General features: G+C 49.9%; 30 protein-coding genes and 2 riboswitches. Of the genes, 14 read left to right on the top strand and 16 right to left on the bottom strand.

Going from position 1 to position 26,141, the window contains the following annotated elements; all coding sequences use genetic code 11:
* Window positions 1-36: 36 nt before the first annotated feature.
* Genes AF331_RS12180 through AF331_RS12165 form a run of 4 tightly spaced genes read left to right on the top strand, consistent with a single transcriptional unit; the run spans window position 37 to window position 2,506 of the window.
* On the top strand, window positions 37-771 hold the full coding sequence (locus AF331_RS12180) for an ABC transporter permease subunit (protein WP_053428375.1): 735 nt from the start codon (window positions 37-39) through the stop codon (window positions 769-771).
* Window positions 768-1,775: an ABC transporter permease subunit gene (locus AF331_RS12175; protein ID WP_053428374.1), complete on the top strand. Its 1,008-nt coding sequence runs from the start codon at window positions 768-770 to the stop codon at window positions 1,773-1,775. Before AF331_RS12180 ends, AF331_RS12175 begins: the two co-directional genes overlap by 4 nt.
* A 15-nt stretch (window positions 1,776-1,790) precedes the next feature.
* Window positions 1,791-2,135, top strand: coding sequence for a hypothetical protein (locus AF331_RS12170; protein WP_053428373.1), 345 nt, complete (start codon window positions 1,791-1,793; stop codon window positions 2,133-2,135).
* A 59-nt stretch (window positions 2,136-2,194) separates the two neighbouring features.
* Window positions 2,195-2,506, top strand: a complete 312-nt coding sequence (locus AF331_RS12165) for a hypothetical protein (RefSeq protein WP_053428372.1) — start codon at window positions 2,195-2,197, stop codon at window positions 2,504-2,506.
* Between the two features lie 112 nt (window positions 2,507-2,618).
* Here AF331_RS12165 and AF331_RS12160 read toward each other — a convergent pair whose 3' ends face one another.
* The 6 genes from AF331_RS12160 to AF331_RS12135 all read right to left on the bottom strand — a co-directional run bounded on the left by AF331_RS12160 (window position 2,619) and on the right by AF331_RS12135 (window position 8,166).
* On the bottom strand, window positions 2,619-3,485 hold the full coding sequence (locus AF331_RS12160; RefSeq protein ID WP_053428950.1) for a GNAT family N-acetyltransferase: 867 nt from the start codon (window positions 3,483-3,485) through the stop codon (window positions 2,619-2,621).
* A gap of 75 nt (window positions 3,486-3,560) precedes the next feature.
* Window positions 3,561-4,010, bottom strand: coding sequence for a hypothetical protein (locus AF331_RS12155; RefSeq protein ID WP_053428371.1), 450 nt, complete (start codon window positions 4,008-4,010; stop codon window positions 3,561-3,563).
* Between the two features lie 424 nt (window positions 4,011-4,434).
* Window positions 4,435-5,637 carry a M20 family metallopeptidase gene (locus tag AF331_RS12150; RefSeq protein ID WP_053428370.1) on the bottom strand — a complete coding sequence of 401 codons (1,203 nt, stop codon included), beginning with the start codon at window positions 5,635-5,637 and terminating at the stop codon, window positions 4,435-4,437.
* An 18-nt stretch (window positions 5,638-5,655) separates the two neighbouring features.
* A complete protein-coding gene (locus AF331_RS12145) occupies window positions 5,656-6,480 on the bottom strand; it encodes a MetQ/NlpA family ABC transporter substrate-binding protein (protein ID WP_053428369.1) in 825 nt (274 codons plus the stop codon).
* A gap of 14 nt (window positions 6,481-6,494) precedes the next feature.
* A complete protein-coding gene (locus AF331_RS12140; protein WP_053428949.1) occupies window positions 6,495-7,145 on the bottom strand; it encodes a methionine ABC transporter permease in 651 nt (216 codons plus the stop codon).
* Window positions 7,135-8,166 (bottom strand): methionine ABC transporter ATP-binding protein, encoded by a 1,032-nt coding sequence (locus tag AF331_RS12135; RefSeq protein WP_048013722.1) that lies wholly within the window; start codon window positions 8,164-8,166, stop codon window positions 7,135-7,137. The genes AF331_RS12140 and AF331_RS12135 overlap by 11 nt, the downstream gene beginning before the upstream one ends.
* Before the next feature lie 91 nt (window positions 8,167-8,257).
* Window positions 8,258-8,363: riboswitch (SAM riboswitch) on the bottom strand.
* 84 nt (window positions 8,364-8,447) lie between these two features.
* A riboswitch (SAM riboswitch) is annotated at window positions 8,448-8,551 on the bottom strand.
* Window positions 8,552-9,023: 472 nt separating this feature from the next.
* On the opposite strand from AF331_RS12135, the gene AF331_RS12130 reads away from it, so the two are divergent.
* The gene (locus AF331_RS12130) at window positions 9,024-9,932 is read left to right on the top strand and encodes an iron-hydroxamate ABC transporter substrate-binding protein (protein ID WP_053428368.1); all 909 of its coding nucleotides are present in this window, start codon (window positions 9,024-9,026) and stop codon (window positions 9,930-9,932) included.
* A 13-nt stretch (window positions 9,933-9,945) separates the two neighbouring features.
* Here the strand turns inward: AF331_RS12130 and AF331_RS12125 are convergent, their stop codons facing one another.
* Genes AF331_RS12125 through AF331_RS12115 form a run of 3 tightly spaced genes read right to left on the bottom strand, consistent with a single transcriptional unit; the run spans window position 9,946 to window position 11,062 of the window.
* A complete protein-coding gene (locus AF331_RS12125; protein WP_053428367.1) occupies window positions 9,946-10,365 on the bottom strand; it encodes a hypothetical protein in 420 nt (139 codons plus the stop codon).
* 53 nt (window positions 10,366-10,418) lie between these two features.
* Window positions 10,419-10,658, bottom strand: a complete 240-nt coding sequence (locus AF331_RS12120; protein WP_053428366.1) for a hypothetical protein — start codon at window positions 10,656-10,658, stop codon at window positions 10,419-10,421.
* Between the two features lie 17 nt (window positions 10,659-10,675).
* Complete coding sequence (locus AF331_RS12115; RefSeq protein ID WP_053428365.1) at window positions 10,676-11,062, bottom strand: hypothetical protein; 387 nt, start codon at window positions 11,060-11,062, stop codon at window positions 10,676-10,678.
* 342 nt (window positions 11,063-11,404) lie between these two features.
* Here AF331_RS12115 and AF331_RS12110 point away from each other — a divergent pair, with 342 nt between their 5' ends.
* Together AF331_RS12110 and AF331_RS12100 are read left to right on the top strand one after the other, a co-directional pair.
* On the top strand, window positions 11,405-11,947 hold the full coding sequence (locus AF331_RS12110) for a nitroreductase family protein (RefSeq protein WP_053428364.1): 543 nt from the start codon (window positions 11,405-11,407) through the stop codon (window positions 11,945-11,947).
* A 681-nt stretch (window positions 11,948-12,628) separates the two neighbouring features.
* Window positions 12,629-12,970, top strand: coding sequence for a hypothetical protein (locus tag AF331_RS12100; protein ID WP_053428362.1), 342 nt, complete (start codon window positions 12,629-12,631; stop codon window positions 12,968-12,970).
* 368 nt (window positions 12,971-13,338) lie between these two features.
* On the opposite strand, the gene AF331_RS12095 is transcribed toward AF331_RS12100, so the two are convergent.
* Both AF331_RS12095 and AF331_RS12090 read right to left on the bottom strand, forming a co-directional pair.
* A complete protein-coding gene (locus tag AF331_RS12095; RefSeq protein WP_053428361.1) occupies window positions 13,339-13,899 on the bottom strand; it encodes a hypothetical protein in 561 nt (186 codons plus the stop codon).
* 181 nt (window positions 13,900-14,080) lie between these two features.
* Window positions 14,081-14,362: a hypothetical protein gene (locus tag AF331_RS12090; RefSeq protein ID WP_053428360.1), complete on the bottom strand. Its 282-nt coding sequence runs from the start codon at window positions 14,360-14,362 to the stop codon at window positions 14,081-14,083.
* 149 nt (window positions 14,363-14,511) lie between these two features.
* On the opposite strand from AF331_RS12090, the gene AF331_RS12085 reads away from it, so the two are divergent.
* Window positions 14,512-14,832 (top strand): hypothetical protein, encoded by a 321-nt coding sequence (locus tag AF331_RS12085; protein ID WP_053428359.1) that lies wholly within the window; start codon window positions 14,512-14,514, stop codon window positions 14,830-14,832.
* A gap of 131 nt (window positions 14,833-14,963) precedes the next feature.
* Entirely contained in the window at window positions 14,964-16,145 is a 1,182-nt protein-coding gene (locus tag AF331_RS12080) for a transglutaminase-like domain-containing protein (protein ID WP_053428358.1), read from the top strand.
* Window positions 16,146-16,230: 85 nt separating this feature from the next.
* On the opposite strand, the gene AF331_RS12075 is transcribed toward AF331_RS12080, so the two are convergent.
* Window positions 16,231-17,127, bottom strand: a complete 897-nt coding sequence (locus AF331_RS12075; RefSeq protein WP_048005327.1) for a LysR family transcriptional regulator — start codon at window positions 17,125-17,127, stop codon at window positions 16,231-16,233.
* A gap of 117 nt (window positions 17,128-17,244) precedes the next feature.
* Between AF331_RS12075 and AF331_RS12070 the strand changes: the two genes are divergently transcribed.
* A complete protein-coding gene (locus tag AF331_RS12070) occupies window positions 17,245-18,291 on the top strand; it encodes a 2,3-butanediol dehydrogenase (protein WP_048013864.1) in 1,047 nt (348 codons plus the stop codon).
* Window positions 18,292-18,435: 144 nt separating this feature from the next.
* On the opposite strand, the gene AF331_RS12065 is transcribed toward AF331_RS12070, so the two are convergent.
* Together AF331_RS12065 and AF331_RS12060 are read right to left on the bottom strand one after the other, a co-directional pair.
* Window positions 18,436-19,200 (bottom strand): VanZ family protein, encoded by a 765-nt coding sequence (locus AF331_RS12065; RefSeq protein ID WP_053428357.1) that lies wholly within the window; start codon window positions 19,198-19,200, stop codon window positions 18,436-18,438.
* Window positions 19,161-19,523, bottom strand: coding sequence for a PadR family transcriptional regulator (locus AF331_RS12060; RefSeq protein WP_053428356.1), 363 nt, complete (start codon window positions 19,521-19,523; stop codon window positions 19,161-19,163). The genes AF331_RS12065 and AF331_RS12060 overlap by 40 nt, the downstream gene beginning before the upstream one ends.
* 172 nt (window positions 19,524-19,695) lie before the next feature.
* Between AF331_RS12060 and AF331_RS12055 the strand changes: the two genes are divergently transcribed.
* From AF331_RS12055 to AF331_RS12040, 4 genes are all read left to right on the top strand, one after another.
* Window positions 19,696-21,018 carry a methyltransferase domain-containing protein gene (locus tag AF331_RS12055; protein WP_053428355.1) on the top strand — a complete coding sequence of 441 codons (1,323 nt, stop codon included), beginning with the start codon at window positions 19,696-19,698 and terminating at the stop codon, window positions 21,016-21,018.
* On the top strand, window positions 21,018-23,609 hold the full coding sequence (locus AF331_RS12050) for a polynucleotide kinase-phosphatase (protein WP_053428354.1): 2,592 nt from the start codon (window positions 21,018-21,020) through the stop codon (window positions 23,607-23,609). Before AF331_RS12055 ends, AF331_RS12050 begins: the two co-directional genes overlap by 1 nt.
* Window positions 23,610-23,801: 192 nt before the next feature.
* The gene (locus AF331_RS12045) at window positions 23,802-24,377 is read left to right on the top strand and encodes a dienelactone hydrolase family protein (RefSeq protein WP_053428353.1); all 576 of its coding nucleotides are present in this window, start codon (window positions 23,802-23,804) and stop codon (window positions 24,375-24,377) included.
* Window positions 24,378-24,707: 330 nt separating this feature from the next.
* Window positions 24,708-25,079 carry a DUF1304 domain-containing protein gene (locus tag AF331_RS12040; RefSeq protein ID WP_053428352.1) on the top strand — a complete coding sequence of 124 codons (372 nt, stop codon included), beginning with the start codon at window positions 24,708-24,710 and terminating at the stop codon, window positions 25,077-25,079.
* Window positions 25,080-25,315: 236 nt separating this feature from the next.
* On the opposite strand, the gene AF331_RS12035 is transcribed toward AF331_RS12040, so the two are convergent.
* Both AF331_RS12035 and AF331_RS23160 read right to left on the bottom strand, forming a co-directional pair.
* Complete coding sequence (locus AF331_RS12035; RefSeq protein WP_048005320.1) at window positions 25,316-25,498, bottom strand: hypothetical protein; 183 nt, start codon at window positions 25,496-25,498, stop codon at window positions 25,316-25,318.
* Between the two features lie 208 nt (window positions 25,499-25,706).
* Window positions 25,707-25,931, bottom strand: coding sequence for a helix-turn-helix domain-containing protein (locus AF331_RS23160; RefSeq protein WP_367037818.1), 225 nt, complete (start codon window positions 25,929-25,931; stop codon window positions 25,707-25,709).
* Window positions 25,932-26,141 lie beyond the last annotated feature (210 nt).

Raw genomic sequence — 26,141 nt, 5'->3', positions numbered from 1 at the left:
CTTAGTCTCTCCACCTATTGGAGCAGCCTCAAGGGGTTGGTCGTTTCACTGGTTCAACCAGGTTCCATCACGTATTCCACGGGTGACTACAATATCGGTAGCAAATACCCGTTGTTTCCATACGTCTTTGAGTTCTACGGCTATTCGCTCTCCATCCTTTTCTTGGGCTTCATCTTGGCCCTTGTCATCGCGGTCTTCCTCATCATGATCACGTTCCAATTATCTGTGAAAAAACGCACGGCACTCATGAAGCTGTCCACCATCCTGGAGGCGGTGCCCGACCTGTTCGTCATCGCCATGGCGCAGCTGTTCATCATTTTCCTGTTCAAGCAGACGGGGATTCTGTTCTTTGATGTCGTCGGCGCCTATGAACGTCCGTTCATCCTGCCCCTCATCACCTATACCATCCTTCCGACCGTCTTCCTGTACCGGACGCTGACGATTATTTTCGATGAAGAGCTGCGGAAGCCCTACGTGGAGCTTGCGAGGGGGAAGGGGCTGACGAATTTTCGTGTGCTATTCGTCCATGTGTTCCGCAATGGGCTGATGGGTCTCCTCTATCATTCCAAGATGATCTTGGCGTTCATGCTCTCAAACCTCATCATGCTGGAGATCATCTTCAATACGAGGGGCATTACCTGGTTCGTCTATCATCATCCGACCCCGGAAATCGCCACCGTGAGCATCCTCCTCCTCGCCGTTCCGATCCTTCTCTTTGAGCAGGGGATGAATAAGCTGAAATCAAGCATCGTCGGAGGTGAAGAGGGGTGAAGGCATTCAAAAATCTCTCGTTTGTGATCGGCTTTTCGTTCATTGGCCTCATACTGGGAGGGAGCCTCGTTTACGGGTGGGTGTACGGTGATGCCATCCCTGTCGTTCCGTTGAAGTTCGGAGCGGAAGGGGCGATCAAACCGCCCTATGGACCGATGGACCACCTCCCGTTCGGCACCAACGCCCTGGGGCAAAGCATGTTCCTCGTGATGGTGGTCGGGGCGAAATTCACCCTGGGCATCGCTTTCCTTGTGGCGTTTCTGCGTTTTGTCCTGTCTGCCGTCATCGGGACTGTGATGACCCTGTATGTTCCGAAGTTCACCGCGTGGATCCGTCCGTTCCTGCAAACCTTTTATTATTATCCCATCACACTCCTTGCCTTCATGATGCTGTATTGGGTGCTGTTTGGGGACGGCCTCGTGGGTGGAGAGTTCAGCTATTCCTTCAGCGCACGGGTGATGATCGAACTCGCCGTCCTCACCCTGGCCGCCGTCCCGATTTCCACCCTCATCGTGTCCAACGAAGTGAAGGACATCATGAAGCAGGAGTTCATGGAAAGCGTCCAAGTTCTCGGCGGGAATCGGCGCCACATCCTGCGGAAGCATCTTCTTCCGTTCCTGAAGCCGCGGTTCGTCGTCCTCTTTTTGAGGGAAGCGATCCAAGTGCTGATCCTCCTTTCCCACCTCGGTATCCTCGGCATCTTCTTTGGAGGAGGGGCACCGAAAGAGGACATATTCGGAAATGTCGTCATTGCCTCCCTCTCAAACGAGTGGTCGGGCCTCATTGGAAAAGATTTTAAGTATCTATTTACTACCTATACATGGATTCCTTTCGTACCGATCCTATTTCTGACGCTCGCCATCATCGCCCTCAAGCTCATGGTGGAAGGATATCAGGAGGCGTATGGGGGAGTAGGGGTGAAAAGGAGAGAGGCTCCCATTGCAGAAGATACCCGCTTGAACGGAAAAGAAGATTTTGAACGGATAGATCGAAAAATTGGTTAAAGGGGGAAGTGTTGTATGAAAAAATGTTCATTCTTGATTGTCGGTGCTATCCTGTTCCTGATGGGGTGTGGGAACAATGAAGCCGAGGCCATCGACAGTACGGACGCCGAATTCATTGCCATCGTCCAACTGGAACAGGACCTTCACATCTATAATGAAACCGCCAGTGAGCCGATCAACATCAACGACCTCGAACTCCTCTCGAACGACACTGTCTTCAGCAGCTCCTCGAAAGCATGGGAAGTGTCGTTCAACTACAAAGACGGCCTCACCAATAAGACCGTCGCCACCAACGCCGTGGCCCAGTACAGTGTGGACCCGTCCGGGAAGATTACGGCGACGACGCATTCGTTTGAGTAGGGAAAAGACAGCCTGGGATGTAACACGGAGGCCATCGTTTAAGCTAGGGAGTGTGCTACATGCAAAGGAATAATCTGAAGATGTTCACTCAAATCTCATCCTATATTGCACTAGCTATGGTGACTCTTCTGCCACTGTTCCTCATTCTGACCATTACCAGGGATCATGTCGTTCCCATTATACGACCGTTATTACTCCTTACCTTCCTTCTTTCGGTGTTCGGCATACCACTGAGTATCGTTTCCATGTTCAGTAAAGAACATTTAGCAAAGAGAATGATTGTTTTAGTGATCAATGGATTGCCGCTCGGTATTCTTGTTTACGGTCTAATGATGGAATTCATCGATGAGTTTCTCAGAAGTGCACCTTGATCGATTTATAGAATAGCTCCATTCATATGAATGGAGCTATTCTTTTTTTTGATATGCATTTTACTCAACTGCAAAAGGGAATGGAACCTTTTACGGGGAGTGGCTGTCTTTTTTATAGTAGAGAATGGCGCTTATACACGTCGAGCAGTTCTTCTACCGAGATTCCGTCTATGGTCATTCCCGATATATCACTGCCTGTAATCTGTACGTTTTTCAGATTGCTGTTCTTGATGGTCGTACCTTGTAGTTCACAGCGTTCGAACGAAAGAGGGTCCTGCTTTTCTCCGAGACTCGTATCCATAAAACGGACGCCCCCCATCGTGACCAGCCTCATGCTGCTGTAGGAAAAGTTAAGGTCAGCGTAAGAGGCATGGGTGAGATTGATATTCTTGAAGGTAGAATCACGGAGGTTGCAATTGCTGAAGTGGGTATTCATCAAATTGCTGTTGCAGAAGGAACTTCCCTGTAATGTGACTTGATAGTGGTCCGTGTGTTCCATCTTGCAGTCCTCATATTGGGTAAGGGATAGATCTTGCTGCTCCACGACGTTCCCGGCGGGGGATTGGAGCTTGATTCTCTTAATATAGCTATACTCATCTTCTGTCTGAAATACAGCTTGATATCCCATCTTTTCGTAAAAATGATGGTTGTTCACTTGCCTGCTGGACGTCTCCAGATCCCACGTCCTCACGTCAGGGAATGCCTCTTCGATGAGACGGATGACCGTTGACCCGATGTGTTGTGCCTGCACGTCGGGATCGACAAATATGCGGTCGATCCTGCCGAAGGAGCTCCCCGTCATAGTAAGAATTATCCCGCCCACTACTACATCATGTGCAATGATCTTGAAATAGACCAATTCTTCGATCATATAGATCGTCATCTCGACCGAAGAATATCCAGGGGGCTGAATATTGTAATCGACGATAGAGTCATCAGACAGCCATCTCCGTGCTTCTTCATCAAACGTTCTTTTCATGATATCGGTCAGCTTCTCGGCATCGGACCTTTCGGCTTTTTGGATGGTAATCAATTGACTTCACTCCTTTTACTATTAATCCCAATAATGAAACACGATTTCCCCAACAGTCTTCGGTTTCCAATAGGAAACCTGCGCCCGTTCCGCCCGATTGAGGTGTTGAATCATCGGCGGTTCGATGGGTGTGTTCAGTTCACCAGTCTCCAACACGCTGTAGTACGGGGAAAACGCTTCTTTTAACAACACTCTGTCGACGAAGGAGATCCCACCGAACCCGATGGCATCGGCCATTGCAAGATAGGGGTAATGTTCATTGAACAGCACAAAGAGCTCATCCCCATTCCATTTGATCCGGGCATAGGCGAAATTCGTTGAAACATCGGCGGATTCGAATGTCAGTACCCGGCCACCCGATTCAGCCGCGATGCTGTAGCAAAGCTTTTGAAATAGGGATAGATCCGTCAGGGGAGGTTCCCCAGACTGCGAATCGAAAAATCCGGTGACGCCGGTGGGAAGGATGATCATGGTTCAGGCTCCTTTCACTTCCCTCTTATTCTACCAGAAAATGGGGTGTGGGGAGTTGGAGATAAAGAGTGAAAGTTGGTAATAAAAGAATAGAGTTGAAAATAAACCGGAAGAGTTGACGATAAAAATTCCCTTCCAAAAAAAGTTGGTAATAAAATTTCGAAAGTTGAAAGTAAAAGTTTAAAAGTTGATAGAAAAAATTCAAAAGTCGGTAGAAAAATAGGAAGGAAGCTAAAAAATGGAAAATAAAGGGTGTGATTTAAGCTCGAAACTCTCCATTTCAGACCAATGAAGCCTCATCCACCCCTAATCCCCCCAACTCAAAGTGATTTCACATAAAAAAATGCCACAATCCACTAGCCCCAACCCCCAACTCATCAAAAAAGGAGCCCCCTATGACCAACCAAGGGGACTCCCACGAACTTCAGCTCTCTAATTCTTTTCTTCTAGTAAATTCTTCTTTGATTTCAGCGAGCACGTCACGGTCTGTGACCAGTCGCAAGGCCGTGAGTGCCAGCCCTTTTGCTCCGAGGATCAGTGCTTCATCCCCTTTGGGCGATTTCGCTGCTTCGCGGAATGCATCCGTATGGGCGACGAGGCTTTCGGATCCGATCTGGACATAGGGATGGATCGTCGGGACGACCTGGCTGATGTTGCCGGCATCGGTGGAGCCGAGTCCGTTTCGCTCTTCGGTTGAAACATACTCGCCCAATCGTTCAAGCTCTTCTTTAAAGACCGCGTCATACGTCCGGTTCAATACCAGATTGTCGACTTCATTCTGGAAGGCAATGACGTTCAGCTTCGCCCCCGTTGCCAGGGCAGAGCCTTCTGCGATCGCCTTCACGCGGGCGGTCACTTCGCTGCAGGTTTTGCGGGTCGCGGCGCGGATGAAGAAGCGGGCTTTGGCGTATTCCGGTACGATGTTCGGCGCGTCGCCTCCATGGGTGATGATGCCGTGGATCCGGACGTCATCGGTCACGTGCTGGCGAAGGGCGTTGATCCCGTTGAACAGTCCGATGACCGCGTCCAATGCGTTGATTCCGTGATGTGGGGACCCCGCGGCATGGGCGGGTTTCCCGATGTATTCAAAATCCAGGGGATCGACGGCAAGGGAGTTCGATGTGATCCGTGTGGAGTTCGCCGGGTGCACCATGAGGGCGGCGTCGATTCCTTCGAGGAGACCGTGCTTCACGAAGCTTCCCTTGGCACTGCCGTTGGGGCCACCCTCCTCGGCAGGTGTACCTAGCAAAACGACTTCTCCGCCGGTTTCGTCGATCACCTTACTGAGGGCGATGGCCGCCGATACGCTCGTCGTGCCGATGATGTTGTGTCCGCAGGCGTGACCGAGGCCGGGAAGGGCATCGTACTCGGCGAGGAACGCAATGGCCGGGCCGGGTTTATCCGATTTCCGGCGGGCAAGGAGGGCGGTCTCATGTCCCGCCACCCCGCGTTCCACCGTGAATCCTTCCGACTCCAGAAGCTCTGCGTGGGTTTTTGAAGCGTAGAATTCCTCGTTGCCGATCTCAGGACGGTCGTGGATCGAATGACTAATGGCAATGTACTTTTCTTTATTTTCCTCAAGACTTGCGATGATCTGATCTCTCAATGTGTCGACGACGGTACTCATTTCCATTCCTCCTCAGGATTATTCTCCGATCTTGCTCAGTGGGACGAAGGTCGGGATCGTGCTTCCGTTGTATTCTTTTTCGATGAAGTCGGCTGTGTCTTCTTCCTGGTAGAGCTCGACGATTTTCTTGAGTGTTTTGTTGTCCTTGTCTTCTGTACGTGCGGCGATGATGTTGATGTAAGGTGTAGCCGTGTCATCTTCGTGGAAGATGGAATCCTTCACGGGGTTGAATCCGGCGTCGACGGCGATACCATTGTTGATGATGGATGCAGCGACATCAGGCAGGACGCGCGGTGTTTGGCCGGCTACGACCGGAACGATCTCGATGTTCTTCGGATTCTTTTTGATTTTATCCAGTGATCCGTTTCCGTCGAAGTCTTCAGGCAACTCGATGAGGCCCGCTTCTTGTAGGAGGAGGAAAGCTCTTCCCATGTTGGTTGCTTCGTTCGGCACGGCGATCTTGGCGCCATCCGGGATGTCGTCTACTGATTTATATTTCTCGGAGTAAAGGCCGAGGGGAGCGATGACGGTTGTGCCGATCGGTGTGAGATCGAGGTCATGCTCTTTCTTGAATTCGTTGAAGTAGGAAATCGTCTGGAAAGCGTTGGCATCAAGCTCGCCTTCTTCAAGGGCCAGGTTCGGCTGGACGTAGTCGGAGAAGCGGACGATTTCGATATCAATGCCTTCCTTCTTCGCTTTCTTGGCGACGAAGTCCCAGATGCGGTTATCGGAACCGCTGACGCCGATCTTGACCTTCGTTTCGTCTTTGCTGGCGCTTGAGCTGCAGCCTGCAGCAAACCCGCCGATTAGTAGAATGAGTGATAGAATGATCCATTTCTTCATGTTGTATCTCCTCGCTATCTTCTTCTGATTTTTTTCGATACGAAATTACCCGATGATTGCAGTCCCTGTACAAGGACGATGAGTATGGCGACGGTGATGACCATGACCCAGGTGTCAAAGCGCTGGTAGCCGAACGTGATGGCGAGATCCCCGAGTCCGCCTCCGCCGATGGCGCCTGCCATGGCCGATGCCCCGACGAGTCCGACGGTGGCGATGGTGAGGCTGAGGACGAGGGAGCTGAGCGCTTCCGGGACGAGGAAGCGGAAGATGATCTGGGTGGATGTCGCCCCCATGGATTCCGCCGCCTCGATGACGCCTTTGTCGACTTCAAGGAGGGAGTTCTCAATCAATCGTGCAATATACGGTCCTGCATAGAAGACCAGTGGCACGACGGCCGCGGCCGTTCCGATCGATGTCCCCACAATCAAACGCGTGAGGGGGACGATCGCTACCATCAGGATGATGAACGGGACGGAACGAAAGATGTTCACGACCCCGTTCAGGATGGTGAAAATAAAGGCATTCTCCCATAGATGACCCTTCCTCGTGATGACGAGGAGTACCCCGAGGGGCAGCCCGATCACGGTGGAGAAGAGGAGGGAGAAGCCGGTCATGACCAATGTTTCAATGAGTGCATCGATGATCTGCTGTGAATCAACTAGCATGTGGTGCGACCTCCTTCACGGTGACGTTTTCTCCGTTCATGACAAGCAGTGCACGGTTGATCTCGCTCTCGGAGCCGATGAGCTCGACGATGAGATGACCGAATGGTGTGCCCTGCAGCTCTGTAATATTTCCGAACAGCACGTTTACATCGAGGTCGAAGCGCTTCGCCACTTGTGACAGGAGCGGCTGACCCGATGAGGCGCCGACGAAGCGGATCTTGTAGATCCGTCCCGGTGCGTTTTCCTTCTGCACAAGCTCGAGGACCGATTCCGGGATGGAGTCGTTCAGCACGGAGCTCACGAAGTTCGCCGCCGTCTCGGTCTGAGGAGAGGAGAAGACGTCGAATACGGATCCGGACTCGATGATCTTCCCGCCTTCGATGACCGCCACCCGGTCGCACACTTCCCGGATCACCGACATCTCATGGGTGATCATGAGGATCGTGATGTTGTACTCACGGTTGATCTTTTTCAGCAGCTTCAGGATCGAGCCCGTCGTCTGCGGATCGAGGGCCGATGTCGCCTCGTCGCACAGGAGGATCGACGGTTGCGTGGCAAGGGCACGGGCGATGCCGACGCGCTGCTTCTGACCGCCTGATAATTGATCAGGGTACTGGTTCGCTTTATCTTCAAGGCCGACGAAGCTCAGCAACTCCGTCACCCGCTTCTGGATCTCTGCCTTGGATTGTTTGGCGAGGATGAGGGGCATCGCCACATTGGCGAAGACCGTCTTGGAGTTCAGGAGGTTGAAGTGCTGGAACACCATCCCGATCTTCCGCTTCACCTCGCGCACGTCTTTCGGTGAAAGGGCCATGAGATCCTGGCCGTCCACGATCACCTTCCCCGAGCTCAATCGCTCCAATCGGTTCACGGTGCGGATCAGCGTGCTTTTCCCGGCACCGCTGAATCCGATCACCCCGCATATTTCCCCCTGCTCAACCCGGAGGTCGATGCCATCGAGGGCCCGGACTTCCTTTCCGCCGCTATGATACACTTTCGTGGCGCTTTTGAATTCAATCATGTTCGTCATGCCTCCTGGTGGTTAAAAATAAAAACCCTCTTCCCGAGTTCTCGAGAAGAGGGCATGGATTCACACGGAATCAATGGTTCCCTTCTCATCTCCCAGGCGCGTTGCCTGCTGGAATTGGCACAGTACTTTGTGGAAAGTCTGCTGCCGAAGCGTCATCGGGCCAGTCCCTCAGCTTCTCTGGATAAGAAATTATGAAATTCAGGGTAAACAAAAGGCCCCTTCCTGAGACAGGAAGAGGCCGGAGATCCATAAGGAAAGAAAGATCCGTACTCTTCTCATCTCTCAGGCATCCGCCTGTTGGAGTTGGCACAGTGCTCAAGTGAGCCCGCTGCCGAGGTATCAAAGGGCCAAATCCCTCCACCTCTCGTGATAAGAAGTTGTGTTTGTTTAACGTGAGCCTTATTCTACGCCGGACTGTTTCCTGCGTCAACACCCTTTGGCAGAAATGAGACTGGCTGGAAGAAGTGGAAATGGGGTGAAAATAGGTCTATGGATTTATAATTAAGAAAATGAAAGCCTTTTATTTTGATGGGGATAATCGGAAAACACTTCTTTTTCACTAATTATTTATTTTTTTAAAAGTGAAGGATGGCCCTCCAACCAATCCGATGAGTGCAATGAAGCGGAGATGGGTCGACTCCTGCGGAAAGGCGGGCAGGTGAGACCCAGCAGGCGCAGCCGATGCGGCTCACCGCACGCCCCGCGGAAAGCGAGCCATCGCAGCGAAATGGAGCGGAACTCTTCCAATCTAAGAAAATTGTGGAACATTCCATTGACATCCAGCCTCCTCCCCCGTAAAGTAATAATTGAAAATGATTCTCATTATCAAGAAACGAAAGGGGAACCACATGAAAAAAGCACCGTTCTTTACCATATTGATGGTCTGTCTGCTCTTGGCGGCGTGCAGCAGCGGAGAAACAAAAACGGATTCGTCCGAGGAGGAATCATCGACATTTACATATGAATCAGAGCAGGGACCGGTGGAGGTGCCGAAAGAGCCGAAGCGGATCGTCGCCCTCACCAATGGTCCGAATGTGATTTCCCTCGAAGGGAAGCTCGTCGGGATCGATGAGTGGACCGAGATGAACCCGCTCTTCACCGACAAGCTGAAAGATGTGGAAGTGGTGGGTGACGATCAGCTCGAGAAGATCATCGAACTCGACCCGGACTTGATCATTGCCGGAAGTCAGACGAAGAACCTCGATAAGATGAAGGAGATTGCGCCGACCGTCGCTTTCACATGGGGGAAACTGAATTACATCGATCAACAGATCGAGATCGGCAAGCTGTTGAATAAAGAGAAAGAAGCGAAGGAGTGGGCGGATGACTTCCAGGAGCGTGCCGCGACGATCGGGGAGGAGATCCGCAAGAAGATCGGTGACGACGCCACGGTATCCGTCATTGAAACCGGGCAAAAGGAACTCTATGTCTTCGGAAACAATTATGCCCGTGGTTCTGAGATTTTGTATCAGGCCATGAAGCTCAACATGCCGGAAGCCGTGAAGGATAACGCCTTGGAAACGGGTATTCACGTCATCTCACCGGAAGCGGTAGGCGACTTCACTGGAGATTACCTCGTCCTGAGCAAGAATCCCGATGTGGACAATTCGTTCATGGAGACCGACACGTGGAAGAACATCCCGGCCGTGAAAAACGGTCATGTCATCGAGATCAACAGCAAGGAATCGACGTACAGTGACCCCGTGACCCTTGAGCATCTCTTGAAGACATTCGAGGATGGCTTTTTAGAAAAATAAAGAGCAGAGGGGGTCATTCTGTGACCCCTGCCGATTCCGGACGAAGAAAATGAAGCATGAAAGCGCCAAGGCCCAGCAACACCTGGCCAATACTGGCGATCAAGAGCTGTACCGATGGTAAGTACCATTCTCCCACGGATAGGGTGGCACCGATCGTCGCAATGAAAAGCAGGGCGCCCATGAAGAGGGTCGAGAAGAAAATCTGCGGGTCATACCGGATGAACCCTCTGATTGCTACGACCGCATTGCCCAGTCCGAAAACGATCATGCCCACGATCGCCATAGCCATCCAGCTGTCAAAAGGCAGATCTCCTGCCCACTCTGGTGGGAAGGCCGCAAAGATCCCTTTACCTGACATCATGGAACCACCGAGATAAAAAGCACCCACGCTCAGGGCCGCATTGTACACATTCATGATGGTTTTCTTCAACATAAAGCATTCTCCTTTGTGAGAGACTCGCCAACGAGGGAGTCTCTTTTTTTATGTTAAGGCATGGATGAAACCGTCCATTCGATCAGTCCGGTCAAGAGGACCAGGAAGACCATGAAGGAACTGGAGACAATGACCGCCATATGGTTTGTTTTGAAATAGAGGACGAATCCTCCGGCGATCAAGAGGAGCCAGGCGACGATCCCGGCGAGTGAAAACAGGGCAGGCGAGTTGGCAATCCATAGGATCGTAATGATCAGGTGGAGTGCCACCAGCACCCAGGCAAAAAGCTTCATGTAGATCACGTCTCCTTTTACATACTGGTAATGCCGTTGACGAGGATCACGAACATCAAAGTGATACCAGATAATGCGCCAACGGGGAAGGCGAAGCTCTTGTTATGCCGCAATTCATAAAGGCTGGCAGCCACTCCTGCTGCGCATAGCACACCCCATATAGGATTGAAGATGGCCCCGGCCACTTCGTCGGAAAACCATTCATATCCGCTTGAAAGCCAGAAAATCCAGTTAAGGATCAGGAGGCTCAAAACAATATAGGATAATTTCCTAGGAGGCCTGGTGTTTGTCTTCCTCACCATGTGCGCTGTCATGATGGAACCAAATGCGATCAATCCAATCACCAACAAAAAAATAATTGTAAATCCGATGATGTCCACGTCCATTCCGATGAATTTGTACATGTAGAATCTTGGTAAATGATTTCTATGACATGATTGTATAGGATTATTTATTGTAAAACAATAAAAAGTTTTTCTTTTTCAATAATAATTTGTTGTTTACCTCCGGATATGGTCACCATGAACAGGCAGCATGTGATAAGAACCCACTATCTATCTTCTCTATGTCCGCTTATTATGTGAGGAACACCTTATGCGGACATGGAGAGAAACTTTCGGTACAATCCAAAGGAGTCCCCTCATATTTTTACTCATAAGGGGACTCCTTTCCTATAGAAAGATTGCAATTGAGAGTGAGAATTGTTATCATTTAGATGAGAGATAAGCAGATAAGGAGATACAATCATGACAAACATAGCTAAAACGATTCGCGAACGCCGCTCCATAAAAGCCGGCTACATTGATAAAGAAGTCACACAGGAAACGGTGCTGAGCCTATTGGAGGATGCCGTCTGGGCACCGAATCACGGACTCCGTGAGCCGTGGCGATTCATCTTCGTACCGGCGGATGAGAAAGAAGGATTCGTAGAGGATCTCGTGAAAACTTTTCCGCCCGATATGAGGGACAACCGCCGCAACTACTTCAGCCAGCCTGCGGCGATCCTCGTCGTCGTCATGACCGAAGACCCCCGTCAGAAGCAGTGGGACGAGAACTTCGGAGCCATCGGCGCCATGATCCAAAACTTCCAGCTCCTCGCCTGGGAACAGCAGCTCGGAGTAGTGTGGAAAACAAATCCTCATATTTATGATCCGAAGGTCCATGAATTGCTCGGCGTCGAAAAGGGCGAGAAAATCGCCGGATTCCTGCACCTAGGCTACTTTGATGAGGTTCCGCCGGCGAAGAAGAGGACACCAATTGAAGACAAGTTTTCCGTTTACGGGAAATGATGATGAAGAAGGACTCACCGGGGTCCTTTTTTTTCTGGGGTGAATAAGACAATCCGCATCCGTCATATCCTTTGAAAAAAACAGGTGTGTGATCATGGGGATGAAAGCTCAGCATCAAGTGATCTTCTGCGCCATCCACAGTTCGAGTATCAAGAAATTCCTTCTCCTCGACTGTCTGGCGGGGACTGGTTTTTATTATATGGGAAAAGTGATGTCATCAAGCGTATACGTTGGGATAGCAAGTAGTGTCATTTGTACCGAAGGCATCAAACGATTGCTTCGAAAAAGATAAAAAAGGCCAACAATTTGAGTGAGTCTCGGGTTGTTGGCCTTTTGTTTATATGTTTTCTTAAAAAGGATAGATGGATGCAGCTCACCGGATGAAATGGGTCCGATAGCCAGGGAAATGAGAAACGTTGACGAAGTGTTGCTGCACGGTCATTCTTATATATGTGCTTCGATATAAGGATTAACGACAGAACACCTTCTTCCGGTTGATTGGGAGGAGGTTTTTTTGATTTTTTCTTGAATAAGCCCGCATTTTCGACTCGGATCGAATCCACGTCCCTGCAGTATTTGAACATCTAATTAAGAAATCATCCCATTAGATTATAAATCGTTGACACTCCGATTCTTTCATTTGGTAGCATATAGGGGAGGGGCAGAGAGGAGGTACAGAACATGGAGATACCCGTAATAGAAGAATTGCTTAGGATTTTGATGATTGCAGTCATGTGTAACCAACTCGTCATGGCATTCGCCATTTTTGTTGTGAAAGAATACTGGGTCCCCCGTTTCGAAAGGTCTATGAATGAACCGCCTCAAACCACTTTTCAACGGATCGAAAATGGACTGCACTATTCCTTCTGGGCGACAGGTTACTGGATCCACAGAAGAGTGGCGGGTCGGAAGTGGATCGTCCAGAAAAGCCTATTCCTTCTCTATATGTTGTTGGAACTGATCGTATTCATTTTGGTTTATCAAGTGTTCTTCTTAGTGTGGGAGATTGTATTCTATCTTTAATATTTGGTTAACGTTTAAGTGATGTATTTTTTGGGTTTATGCCTTTTTCAGGCATCGCATCTAGTAGGCATCAAAGCCTTCCGTTAGTTAGGTGATTCAATCATCGGTGCTTCTGATAGACCAACTTGAAAATCGCTTGTTCTTCTTACCATTCACAGAAGGGATTTGGCTTAAAGGAAACTCTAATACCAAAAAATCTGGCTGAGCAACGACTCGATTTCACCGTCACATAAACACTAAAAATAATCAGTATCACTATAACCACAAGCCAAAAACCTTCAGTAAACATTCCAATCACCTCTAATATACGTCGTTGGGATTCTTATGAATGCTTGCTATGATGATCTGATAGGCTGTCCCCTAAAGGTTCACTCCCCAATCGATTCCACCGTCTCGAACACTCCGACCCAGGCCTTTGTCCGGTCCGCTTCCGTCGGATCATCGGGCAAGTAATAGCTCCAACCCTTTGAGTCACGTTCAGCCGTTCCGTTCCAATACCCCTGAATAAATCCGGCGCTGTTTCTTTTGGCCGTATCAAGGGTCGATTCTTCATTGGTGAAGGCCCACAGGCCGATATCATCCGCCTCGGAGAAGAAGACGGGGATGTCGATGGAGTTGAAGAAAGGGGTAAAGGTTTTCTTTGCTGCTTCTTCAAATTCGCTTTTTATGACAATGATGGCGTCGTACTCCAGTTGGTCTTTGTTTGCCAGGTTCTGCATGGAGTAGGTGTGATAGGTGACCCCGGGGAAGTCTGCGGGTCCGTCTTCCCCGACAACGGCGATATTCAGAGGCTTTCCTTCGTATTGCAGGACGGTCTGTTTTTCCTCTTTTTCTTCCTTTTCCTCTGGCTTATCGGCGGATTCCGAACACCCGCCGATGATAAGCATGGCCAATAGCATGAGAGTCAATGGTCGGCGAATGACGTTCATTGTTTACCCTTCCTCGAAGAATTTGCCGCGATGACCCCGGCGATGATGGGGATACAGATGATGAGCCACGTCCAATAACTCATATAGCATTCCTCCTTTTCTGTGTTTATCCTTGTTAACACAAGTACCCATTTCTGGTAAGTATTATGACGAATGTAGCGCAATTCTTCCACATTCGATTTTATTTTTTACCTCTGCCTACAATCATCGGTGCTGTATTTAGTAGGATGGAAACAATGACAAGAACCCATAAGGCCTTTTCCATACCGGGTACCACATCCTCGAGGGCTGACCAGTCTCCCGCTTTTACCCACTGCGAGACGAGACTGTACTCTGCACACATCGTCAATGCGGTGAATGATAGCCCCAGCGCCATGGCGAGTTTGTGATCCTTTCCAGAGAAATAGAGGAAAAGATTTAATACCGTTGCTGCGATTGCGAAAAGTCCTAATATAATCCACATGGTGAATCCTCCGTTGGTCTCTTTTTACAGTCCATCTTACTATATCATATATTTCTTTATTTGGAATTAGTTGGATTTGAAAGTGTGTGTTTGATAGAATGATAGGTACGATGTTAAATAGATTGAATACTTAAAATATGGAGGTCATTATGCTTATCACACTCATCGTCATTGCATCTCTCTACGCACTTCTTCACCTTTTAACAGGATCGGTCCAGCTCTTCAAGGGCGATATTCCGGTTCAGAACGCTGTGCTGTTCGTGGCCGGAAGCTTATGCATGGCCGTTTATCTCGTTTTCTTCACGAATACCCTGGGGGCACTGGCATTACTTGCGGCAGGGTTTCTCGTGATTCAGCTCGGGGCCATCCTGAATGGGAAATTCATGAATGGGAAGGTGACATTCAGCCATCAGCTTGTCCGCTTCGTCCTCATGCTTGTGGTGGTGGGGGGATTCGGACTGGTGGTATGACCGGATTCCGTTTCTCAAAGAAGTATGACCTACTGCTTGGTTTGCATCCTTGATTTTGGGATAATTTACATATAAGTGGATTCTGTGTTTGGGAGATCCGTAGAAAAAGGACCACGGAAAGGATGTTGAGGATGTCACAAGCGGAAATCGTCTATGGTTATAGGAATACGAGTGATGCGCCGGTGAAGATCTGGCTGTCTGCCGCACCGGGTACGGAGGGGGTGACCTTCAGTCATGAACCGGACGAGCGGACCGTGCATCCCTTCCTGGGGGAGCAATTTTACTTTGAACTGGATGGAAAGGAAGAGCTTACGTATACGGCCACCTATGATTATCAATGGGGAAAAGGGATCGGTGATGACGAGAGGGAGTACTTTCTAAGGGATTGTCAGCTGATTCCGGTGAATGAGGAGATTCGGGAAAGGGTGCTTGCCATGATGAGTGGGGAATCGGAGCCCCGTCAGCAAGCGAAGCGACTCTTTGATCATATTGTAGAAGAATACAAGTATTCGGCCAGGATCAAGGAGAGGGGATTCGAAGCTTGCACAACGAGTAAGAAAGGGGACTGTGGAGAGCTCTCGGCCGTGTTTGCGTCTTACTGCCGTTCCATCGGGATCCCGTGCAGGATGATGATCGGGGCATTCCGGGGAAGGCACCAGCTCCATGCGTGGAACGAGGTGTACTTGGAGGAGTCGGGCTGGATGCCTGTCGATGTTTCTCTGCCCATGTACACATTTTTCCGCAATCCGCTTGCCAATATAGGATCGGTGGTGAAATGGGGTGCCCTTCGGAACAAGGAGCGATATTTCGGCGAAGTGGAAAAGGGAAGGGTCGTTTTTTCCATTGACCCTGAGATCGAGACGCATCCTGCTTATCGTGATGAACATCCTTCGTCTGACGATATGGTCTTTCCTGTCGCTGGTGAACCCTTTGCATGGGGGTTTGAATCGATGGAAGGCAGGGCTCCTTACATGCAGCCGATCTACCCACAGCTCCACCCGGTATTTGAAAAGGTAAGGGCGAAAAACGTTTTGGGTCATACCAGGGTCAGCCCCTCCAATCGGCTGGACCATTACTCCATGCGTATTAAAATTTACTCGTTCTCCATAGGCGCAATCCTTGTGTATATCTCTCTCATGTTGAACGTATGGAATATCGACACGCACATCACCTTCGAGAAATGGTTAGAGGGTGGTACGAGTCTATTGTTCGGAATATTCGGTGTTCTGACCTTGGCCAGAAGGGAATTCAACATTCCGATCCTCGTCCTTTCCCTTCTCTTTTCATTCAGTATCTTGAGCTTTTTAACTTGAGTTCACAGATACATCTTGGACGTCTTCGGCACGAGTCCGTGGATGCCCCTCTGCGGGAAAGGACGTGGATCTCCACGTCCTTTTCTTAATCCACAATCACCGAACGCACCCGCTTCAAAAACTCCCGGATCACCCGGGACAATCCATTATTGGCGTTATAAAAATACCCGAAGGAATACGTTTTATAATAAGGCGGGGCGAAGTTCACGAGTACGTATTCGTCGCTTCGGGATAATCCTGCGTCGGTGCGGAAGGCGTAGTCGAAGCCGATGTTGATGGCCGTGTTCGTCTCGAGGGCGAGGCGGATCGTGTCGACGTTGTTGGTGGTGAACAGGATATCGAAGGGGAGGGAGCTGAAGCCCTTCATGAATTCCTGGATGTACTTGTCATTGTACAGGACGATGGGCTGCCCGATGAGCATGTCCTGGGTGATGAGCGTTTCTTTGGCGAGGGGGGAGTGCTTGTTGACGGCTGCCACCATATGACCGTCGACGAGCTTTTTGAAAACGAGATTGCGGTATCGCTTTTCTTCTTTTTCCGTATAGGTGATGAAGCCGACGTCGACCTCGCCTTCGAGGACGCGGTCGATGATGAACTCGGTACTGTTTTCATAGACGGACGCCTTGACGTTCGGGTATTCCCGCTTCAGCTCCGTGATGACGCGTACGAGGATCTCCATGGGGCCGGGATACGTGGCGACCTTGATTTCGCCGTTCATGGTTTCCGTGTAGGTTTCGACTTCATCCATGAAGTCCTGGAGCTTCAAGAGGACGACCTGGGCTTTTTCGATGAGCCGGCGTCCTTCCTCGGTCGGGATCGATCCCCTTCTAGAGCGATGGAAGATGGGGATGTTGAGTTCTTTTTCCAGCTGTTTGATTGACTGGCTGAGGGCAGGGAGGGTGATGTGGAGTTGGTCTGCCGCTGCCTTCAGGGAGCCGGTTTTTCCGATTTCGACTATGTACTTCAACTGTTCAATCGTCATAGTAAACCTCTTTTTAGTTACGTTCTGCTTAACAAACGTTAATATTAACTAAATTTAACATAAGTGTCGTTCGTTGTATACTGAGGGTGTAGACAAGACAGAAGGAGATGGCACATGATGAAAGCACTAAGATGGCATGACCAGAAAGACATTCGTTTGGAAGAAATCGAAGAACCGGTGACAGGTGCCGGTCAGGTGAAAATGAAAGTGAAATGGTGTGGAATCTGCGGTAGTGATCTTCATGAATACTTGGGCGGACCGATCTTCATCCCGGTCGATGAGCCCCATCCTCTTACGGGCGAAAAAGCGCCTGTCACCCTCGGACATGAGTTTTCCGGTGAAGTCGTGGAAGTCGGAGAAGGCGTAAGCAATTACAAAATAGGCGACCGCGTCGTCGTGGAACCGATCTTTGCCACACATGGTCACCAAGGGGCTTATAACCTCGATGAGCAAATGGGCTTCCTCGGACTTGCAGGCGGCGGCGGCGGCTTGAGTGAATACGTGGCTGTCGATGAAGAGCTCCTCTTCAAGCTTCCTGATGACCTATCCTATGAACAGGGCGCACTCGTGGAACCGTCTGCCGTGGCACTATACGCGGTACGTTCAAGTAAAGTAAAAGCAGGGGATAAAGTCGCGGTGTTCGGTTGCGGACCGATCGGGCTCCTTGTGATCGAAGCGTTGAAAGCAGCTGGTGCGACCGATATCTACGCCGTCGAGCTTTCTCCTGAGAGACAAGCCAAGGCAGAAGAACTGGGAGCCATTGTCGTCAACCCGGCCGAAGTGGACGATACCGTGGCGGAAATCAGCCGCCTCACCGGTGGAGGTGTCGATGTATCCTTCGAAGTGACAGGGGTTCCGGTCGTCCTTCGCCAAGCAATCCAGTCAACAGGGATCGGCGGCGAAACGATCATCGTCTCCATCTGGGAACAGGGAGCGGAAATCCTTCCGAATGACATCGTCATCAAGGAACGGACCGTCAAAGGCATCATCGGCTACCGCGACGTGTATCCGGCCGTCCTTTCCCTCATGCAAAAAGGCTACTTCTCAGCAGACAAACTCGTCACCAAACGGATTCCCCTCGATGATGTCATCGAAGAAGGCTTCCAGAGTCTGATCAAGGAGAAGAATCAGGTGAAGATTTTGGTGCAATCGGAACAGAAGTAAAAGGCCGATAATAGAAAAAGGAGACCCAATTCGTTCAGGATGGGTCTCCTTTTCTATCTATATAGCGTGTTCAAACAAAAGAATCCGTAGAAATGAATAATGCGATTGATTACTTGTCCTCTACTAGAACCCTTTAAGTAAAATCTACGCCTGCACAACCCGCCGACTTGCCATCCCCTTCGACAAGCGCATGAACGGTCGATAAATCAGATACCCGATCAACGCGCCAACCGTACCGAGGATCACATCATCCACATCAAAGCGTCCTAAATGAAGCACATACTGTGCCAGATTCACAAGGAAGATGAGGGTGGCTGACTGTTTGACTACCTTCAACATCCCCGCACCCTTCATGATGAGGAGAGGTAGGAAGAACCCGAGTGGGATATAGAGAAGGATATTGCCGAACGTGTTGGATAAGATGATATCGACATTGTAATGGTTCCATCTTGTTGTGTATTCATACAGGCTGTGAAACGGGATGACGTTTGCATTCCGCACCCACGCGTCCATATTGAAGTATCCTGCCCCCTCAGGGATGAAGAAGTATCGATTGAAGTAGAAAGGAGTGGAGAAGTAGGCCACCATATTATTCACGATTCGTTGCAGCAGCAGTGCCCATAGCAGCACAAGGGCATAGGCACCTCCGGCCAGCTTCAGGAATAGAAGAACGCCTTTATTGAAAGGGGAAAACGACTCCTTCAGCCCGTCCTTCAGGGTTTCTTCATGGCCGAAGCTTTGCAGTGCCGCCTTGGTCGCTTCTTCCGGCTCAAGACCCTGTGCGATGAAATCGCTTTTCAACAGGTCGATGTGCCCCATCATTTCTTCTTTCAGCTCGAGTCGGTCGATCTCGTCCATGTCGAGTTTGTTTACAATGCGGTCGATGTAGTCTTCAATGGTTTGATCCATGCGAGTCCCTCCGAACATCTCTTGATTAGGGTGTTGACGTTGTTCCATTCTTGCAATTTTCGGTTCAGTTCTGCCTTCCCGTCTTCGGTGATGGCGTAGTATTTCCGGCGTGCTCCCGTATCGGGCTCCTGCCAGTAGGAGCGGATCCATCCCTTTTTCTCCAACCGCTTCAGGGCGGGATAGAGGGTGCCTTCGCTCATGCTGTAGAGCTCGTCGCTGTTTTCTTTCAGCGCCTTCACGATCTGATAGCCGTACATATCCTCCGAGCTGATCAGGGTTAGAAGCAGGATGTCGATGCTGCCCTTCATGATTTCTTTGTCCAACCGTCATTCCTCCTTTTGCATCGTGTTACTGTGTACATCGTTTTACAAGGTATAAATGGATTGTACCTTCTTCTATGAAAATTGGCAAGAACATTTAACAATTATTGAAACTTATTCCATCCTGAACTGGTATACTAGTGAATTAATAACCCAGTAGAAAGGAAGGATCCCCATGCAATTGACGATCCATACGGCAGATAAGGATGCGAGAGTCATCTCCCATCTGCTTGCGAAGAACCCGGCGAACCTCTACGAGCGTAGTCAGAACGGGCATCTCGTCCGGATGTTTTTCAGCACGTTCAGTGAGGATGAGGTGGAAGTGACCTTCTTCGTGACGCCCGACCCGATCGAACTGTCGAGGGACGGTTCGGAGAAGTATGACATCACTTCCTACATCAATGACCGCGAATTTTCCGTGAGCAGCATCTTCTGTACGTTCCTGCGCACGGCCCTCGGCACGGCCCTGAACGGCAAACCGAAGGAAGCCTACACGGAGTGGGTGGATCATGCCTTTCCGTTCACGTTCGAGTTCGGCCCCCTCGCATCCTCCTTGTCGGACGGGGCGATCACCGAGCTGTTCGAGCCCCTTGGATTTTCTGTGGGGATCGACCGGAGCGAAGGGGAACCGGCCGCCAGGTTCATCACATTGAAAGGGAGAACGACCCTCCAACTAGGACTGAGGCAGCTGTTCGTCCTCATCCCGGTCCTTGATCAGTACAAGCACTACTATATCGATGAAAAGGAAATCGACAAGATTGAGAGATACGGGGAAGGGTGGCTCGATGATCACCCGAAACGCGCATTCATCCTGCAGCGGGCCCTCCGCTTCAAGGATGTATACCGCCATGTTCTTCCCGAGGAAGGGAAAGGAAAGTCGGAGCCGGCAAAACCGAGACTCAATGAGACCCGGTATGAGTCGATTATCCAAGTGGTCAAAGGACTACAAACGAAATCGAGCGTGGTCGACATGGGCTCAGGGGAAGGAAAGCTGGCCACACGCCTCGGGTTTGTTCCCGGAATAGAAGAGATCCTTGCTGTCGAGCCTTCGGAGCAGGCCGCCCTGAAGGCGTTGAAGCGTTTCGAGAAAGCGGAAAGTCAGGCGGGATTCCTGAAACCGACAAACGTGATGGGGTCGCTATTCTATTATGATGAGCGCCTCCGGAATAAGGATGTGATCATCCTGTGCGAAGTGATCGAGCATATCGATGAACACCGCCTGCCGAAGATCATGGAGACGATCCTTGGTGCCTACAGACCGCGCACCCTCCTGATCACGACGCCAAACGCCGAGTACAACCGGGTGTACGACATGGGGGAAGGATACCGCCACCCCGATCACCGGTTCGAATGGACACGTGAAGAGTTCCAGACCTGGTGCCGGAATATGGACGGGGATCAAGCGTATGATATCACCCATCAGGGAATCGGTGATGACCATGACACCCACGGGCAGCCGACGCAGTTTGCCATTTTCACACGAAAGGAGGAATCATGATGAAGATTGTGATCCCACATGCCGGCATCGTCCTTCTCATAGGGCCGTCCAATAGCGGCAAGTCGACGCTCCTGCGCGGACTGGTCGAGCAGGACATTCTATTACCGTCCGAAATCGTGAGCTCCGATGAGTTCAGGAAGCTCGTCGGAGACGTGGAATTCATCGACTGGAAGGACAGGCCGAAGGAAGAAGCCGATGCGCTGTATGAAACGTACCAGCAGATCTCCAAGGAAGCGTTCGGGATGATGGATGCGGTGATCGGGGCACGCTGCCGCATGAACAAGCTGACGTTCGTCGATGCCACCCATCTGCATCCTGATGACCGGAAGCGCTACATCGCCATGGCGAAGGAGAACCATGTTCCCGTCGTGGCCCTCATCCTTGATACTGATCAGGATCAACTCCTTGAGCGCGATCTCCACAGGGACAACCCCCGGGGGAAACGCCGCATCAAGCAGCAGTACCAGGTTTTCAAGAGGGAGAAGCGCTTCGTGAAGAAAGAAGGCTACCGCGCTATCTATACGGTCCGTCCTTCTGATTCCGTCGAGTGGATCCGGGGAGCCAATCCGCTGGAACTTGATGTAGGAAATGGAGTCGACATCATCGGGGACGTCCACGGATGCTTTGATGAACTGATTGAGCTACTCGTGAAACTGGGCTATGAGGAAAATGAAGACGGATTCTACATCCATCCCTACGGGCGCACATTCCTTTCACTCGGCGACATCATGAGCCGTGGTCCCAAGTCTTTTGAGGCGATGACCTTTTTCCACCGGCATGTAGACCGGGGGCTTGCCCATATGATCGACAGCAATCACGGATGGAAGATCGCGCGCTACCTTGGGGGCAGGAACGTCACTTTGAGCCACGGAGATGAGTGGATCGTGGAGACGCTTGAGCGATACGAAGCGGAGCACGGGGAAGAGGCGGTCAATGAGCTGAAAGAAACATGGCGTAGCTTCCTATTAAAGGCCCCGTCCCATCTTGTGTTGAAGCAAAGCGCGGTACCGGTCGCAGTCTGTGCCCATGCCGGCATCAAGGATGAATTCATCGGGAAGGAGTCCCATGCAATCAGTGACTTCTGCCGGTATGGTGATACCGATGGTTTCCATGGAGACGGGCGCCCGGTGAGGAAGGATTGGACCGTTCATCATCACAATAGCCTCTTGATCCTATGGGGGCATGATCCGAAACCGAGGCCCCTTATGATGAATAACACCCTGAATATTGATCAGGGTGCCGTTTTCGGAGGAGAGCTTACGGCCTACCGGTATCCTGAGCGGACGCTGTTATCGGTGAAGGGAAAAGCGGACTATTCAGGCAGTGATTCAAATCCTCTCGAAGAGCTCGCGAAGAAGCGACTCGATCCGCCGAATATCGCCCTATTCCAGAACGGCTACAGCGTGGAGACGGAAACGTATGGGGAAGTGGCGATACCGAAGGCGCAGATCATCCCGACGATCGATGCCATCTCCCATTACACGGTCCCTGTCGAAGAACTCATCTACATCCCGCCGACCATGAGCCCGACGCCGAAAGCATCGACGATCGACGGGTTCCTCGAACACCCGCAGGACGCCATCGATTACTACCGGAGTCTTGGCATCAAACGGATGGTGGCTGAGAAGAAGCATATGGGCAGCAGGGGAATCGTGCTCTTATTCAAGGACGAGGAAGCAGGGGAGAGTGCGATCGGGCGCGAAACCCTCGGTGTCATCTATACTCGCACAGGGAGGCGCTTCTTCCACGAAGATGTGGAAGGTCGCGTCCTTCAATCCCTCCAGGAGAGTCTGGAGAAGGACGGGTATTTTGCCCGATACGGCACGGACTATGTGCTCCTCGATGCCGAGATCATGCCGTGGAACTTGAAGGCGAAGGAACTGATCCATCGACAATACGCCCACGTGGCGGAGCAGGCGCTCATGGACCGGGGGAGGCTGACGGAGAAACTTGAAGCAGCCGTCGGGGAGCATGAAGGGATCAGCGCCTGGCTCACGGAGTATGAAGAGAAGCTTCATCATGCCGGCGTGTTCAAGGATGTGTATGAAACCTACTGCTGGGACGTAGAAACCCTCGAGGATATCCAGATCGCCCCGTTCCACGTGCTCGCCCACAGCGGAGAAACATTCTTCGATCAGCCTCATACATGGCATATGGAGAAGAACCGGGAGTTCGCACGCCTCAGTCCTCTCTTCGTGGAGACGGAGTTCAAGGTGATCGGCGATGATGCCTCGGAGCAGGATGTGATCGATTGGTGGCTCGAGATGACAGAGGATGGACATGAAGGCATCGTGATCAAGCCGGAAACCTTCCTGGCGCGGTCGAAAGGCAAGCTCGTCCAGCCTGCCATCAAGGTGAGGGGTCTGAAGTATCTCCACATCATCTACGGCATGGATTACACGCAGCCCGGGAACCTGGACCGCCTAAGAAAACGGAATGTGTCCAAGAAACAAAAGCTTGCCCTCCGGCAATTCGCCCTCGGCCTTGAAGGCATCAGGCGCTTTGTTGACGGGGAGAGCCTCGAACGCATACACGAGTGCGCCCTCGGAACGCTCGCAAGCAATGCCGACCCGGTCGATCCGAGGTTGTGAGTGAGTTAAGAGATGCCCTATCCTGTGGTCAAAATAAACTATATAAAGTGAGTGTATTGGCCACTAAGTGGTGTTTCAATGAATGACACTAAAGCAGAATGATCGCTTGTATCTCATAATGTATTTGAAGGTATAAGAGTCTTACCGTTGAATCTAATAGATAGGTAACTTAATTGGTAGGAGGAAAAGAAGATGGCAGAGGTTTTGATGTTCCATCATGTTTTGGGCCGAACAAAGGGAATTGAAGCAATAGCGGATCGATTGAGAGATGCAGGACATATTGTTCATGTGCCAGATTTATTTGATGGCCGCATTTTTTCTACGCTGGAAGAGGGCTTGGAATTCGTGAAGGGGATTGGATTTGGAGAAGTGTCGGCGCGTGGCGTTCAGGCGGCTAACGAACTTTCAAATGATATTGTGTATGCAGGTTTTTCATTAGGTGTCCCGGCTGCACAGAAGCTCGCTCAAACCCGTGAAGGCGCAAGAGGTGCACTGTTTTTCCATGCCTGCCTTCCGCCCTCGGCATTCGATTCCGAGTGGCCCAAAGACGTACCGGTTCAAATCCACGCAATGACTGAAGATCCTTTTTTTGTTGAAGACGGTGACATTGATGCGGCCCGTGAGCTTGTCAAATCAACCAATCACGCTGAACTCTTTTTATATGAAGGAAGAGAACATCTCTTCACAGAGAGTTGTTTACCGTCTTACGATGACGACGCGACGAAGCTTCTCATCAAGCGAGTGATCAATTTTCTAGGTGAATCTTAACTAAATACAAAGTATTGAGATCGGGTCATTATACGGCTACAAGATTCAAGCTCACTATCTTATAAGGTCAAAACAGCGATTTTCAAAAGATTAATGGAGTATAGGAGCAAAAAAGGTAGGATAACATCTATCAGTTTGATTCAGTAATGGTAGAACATAGTATCTTCTGCATCCAATCTTTGTCCTTTTATTCTTCCGGGTTACCTGCTCAATGAATGTGGAAAAGTTGAAAATCACATTCTGGTCTGCAACTTTTCTGTATCTTCCTGCTTGTCAAGAACAACTGTTGAACATACTATTAAGGGATGTACGAGTAGAGGAGAGATTATTGTGGAAATCATAGCAATTATATTAGTAGGGATCGTGGCAATCGAGCATCTGTTCATCATGATCCTCGAAATGTTCTTTATCCGATCAAAGATGGCCAAACGGGCTTTCAATCTGCCGGAGCATCTCCAGGGGGATCCCAATGTGGCCACGATGTTCGCCAATCAGGGCCTGTACAATGGATTTCTTGCTGCAGGGCTTCTCTGGGGATTAATTCTTGGAAGCACATCGACAGGCTATATGATTCAACTGTTCTTTGTGATTTGCGTGGTGATCGCTGCGTTGTTTGGCGGTTTCACTTCCAATAAGGGAATCATCGTGAAACAGGGGGTGCCAGCGATACTGGCGCTGATTACCCTGATCATCGTGATGTAAAGAAGAACACGCCATTCCGGGAATGGCGTGTTTTTTGCAACTGGATGGCTCTGTATACTGCATAAAAAAAATCATGATTCATACGTTCCGTAATGAGACCGATTCTGTCATATGTACGATCTTCACCTGAAGAAAGGGTAGAAATAAAAATAGTAGGAGGTTTGAGGATTCAGAGTTGAGGGTATTGGTAGATTGTGTTCATGAAAAGAGCAGGGAGATGGGCTCTCCCTGCCGAATTAAGAGCAGCAATTGCATTCCTTATCCTGGATGAGGATCGATGGAATGCCTTCGCTGTTTGGATTAAGGTAGTGTTGTTTGATGATCACCGCTTCGCTAAACTGCTCAATGATCCCGACCAGTTCGGATAGGTCATCAAGTTCCACATACCATTTACCTTTGATTTCATAAGCACAATCCAAAGGTTTCTCTCGGTTTCTGCAACCAGTACGTTCGATGTGGAATATCACGTATGGAACACACCCTGTAGTTTGACTTGGAAACATTCGTTCCCATTCTACTTCAGTGTATCCCATACAAGCAATATTCATAAATTCCCAATTAAATTACGTTTAAAAGTAGTAAAAATAAGACTTATTAAGTGTAAAATTTCCAATTGGAAAATGGGAATTACTCTTCTTTGGATGGGAGTATATCCACCCAATAGATATTCAGGGCTTTGACAAGAATATCAACTTTGTTAATAGATGCATTTGTTTTACCTCTTTCCAGGGACGAAATAAAGTTGATGGATAGTCCGGTTGCCTTGCTCAGTTCTTGAATGGTGATATCTTGTGTCCTTCGGTGGTATCTGAGCCTTCGTCCAATATATTGTGTTATCTCCAAGAAGAACACCCACTTCCAAAAAATAAGAACTAGGTGCAACAGCCCTAATCCTCTTTAGTAGATTCTTGTCCGGGGTAATTGCTCGTAGTAGGTATCGAGTAATTCATATCGAAGTAATCAAATCTGTGCAATTGTAGTTTTACCCTGCCATTTTAAACATAAACCTTTTTAAGGAATTCAATCTTAAAATTTTTTAATCTATTTTTAACATGGGCGTAA

Source organism: Rossellomorea marisflavi, assembly GCF_001274775.1.
GTDB lineage: Bacteria > Bacillota > Bacilli > Bacillales > Bacillaceae_B > Rossellomorea > Rossellomorea marisflavi.
Note: the sequence above shows the minus strand (reverse complement) of the source record. Positions and strands in the feature narration are given on the sequence as shown.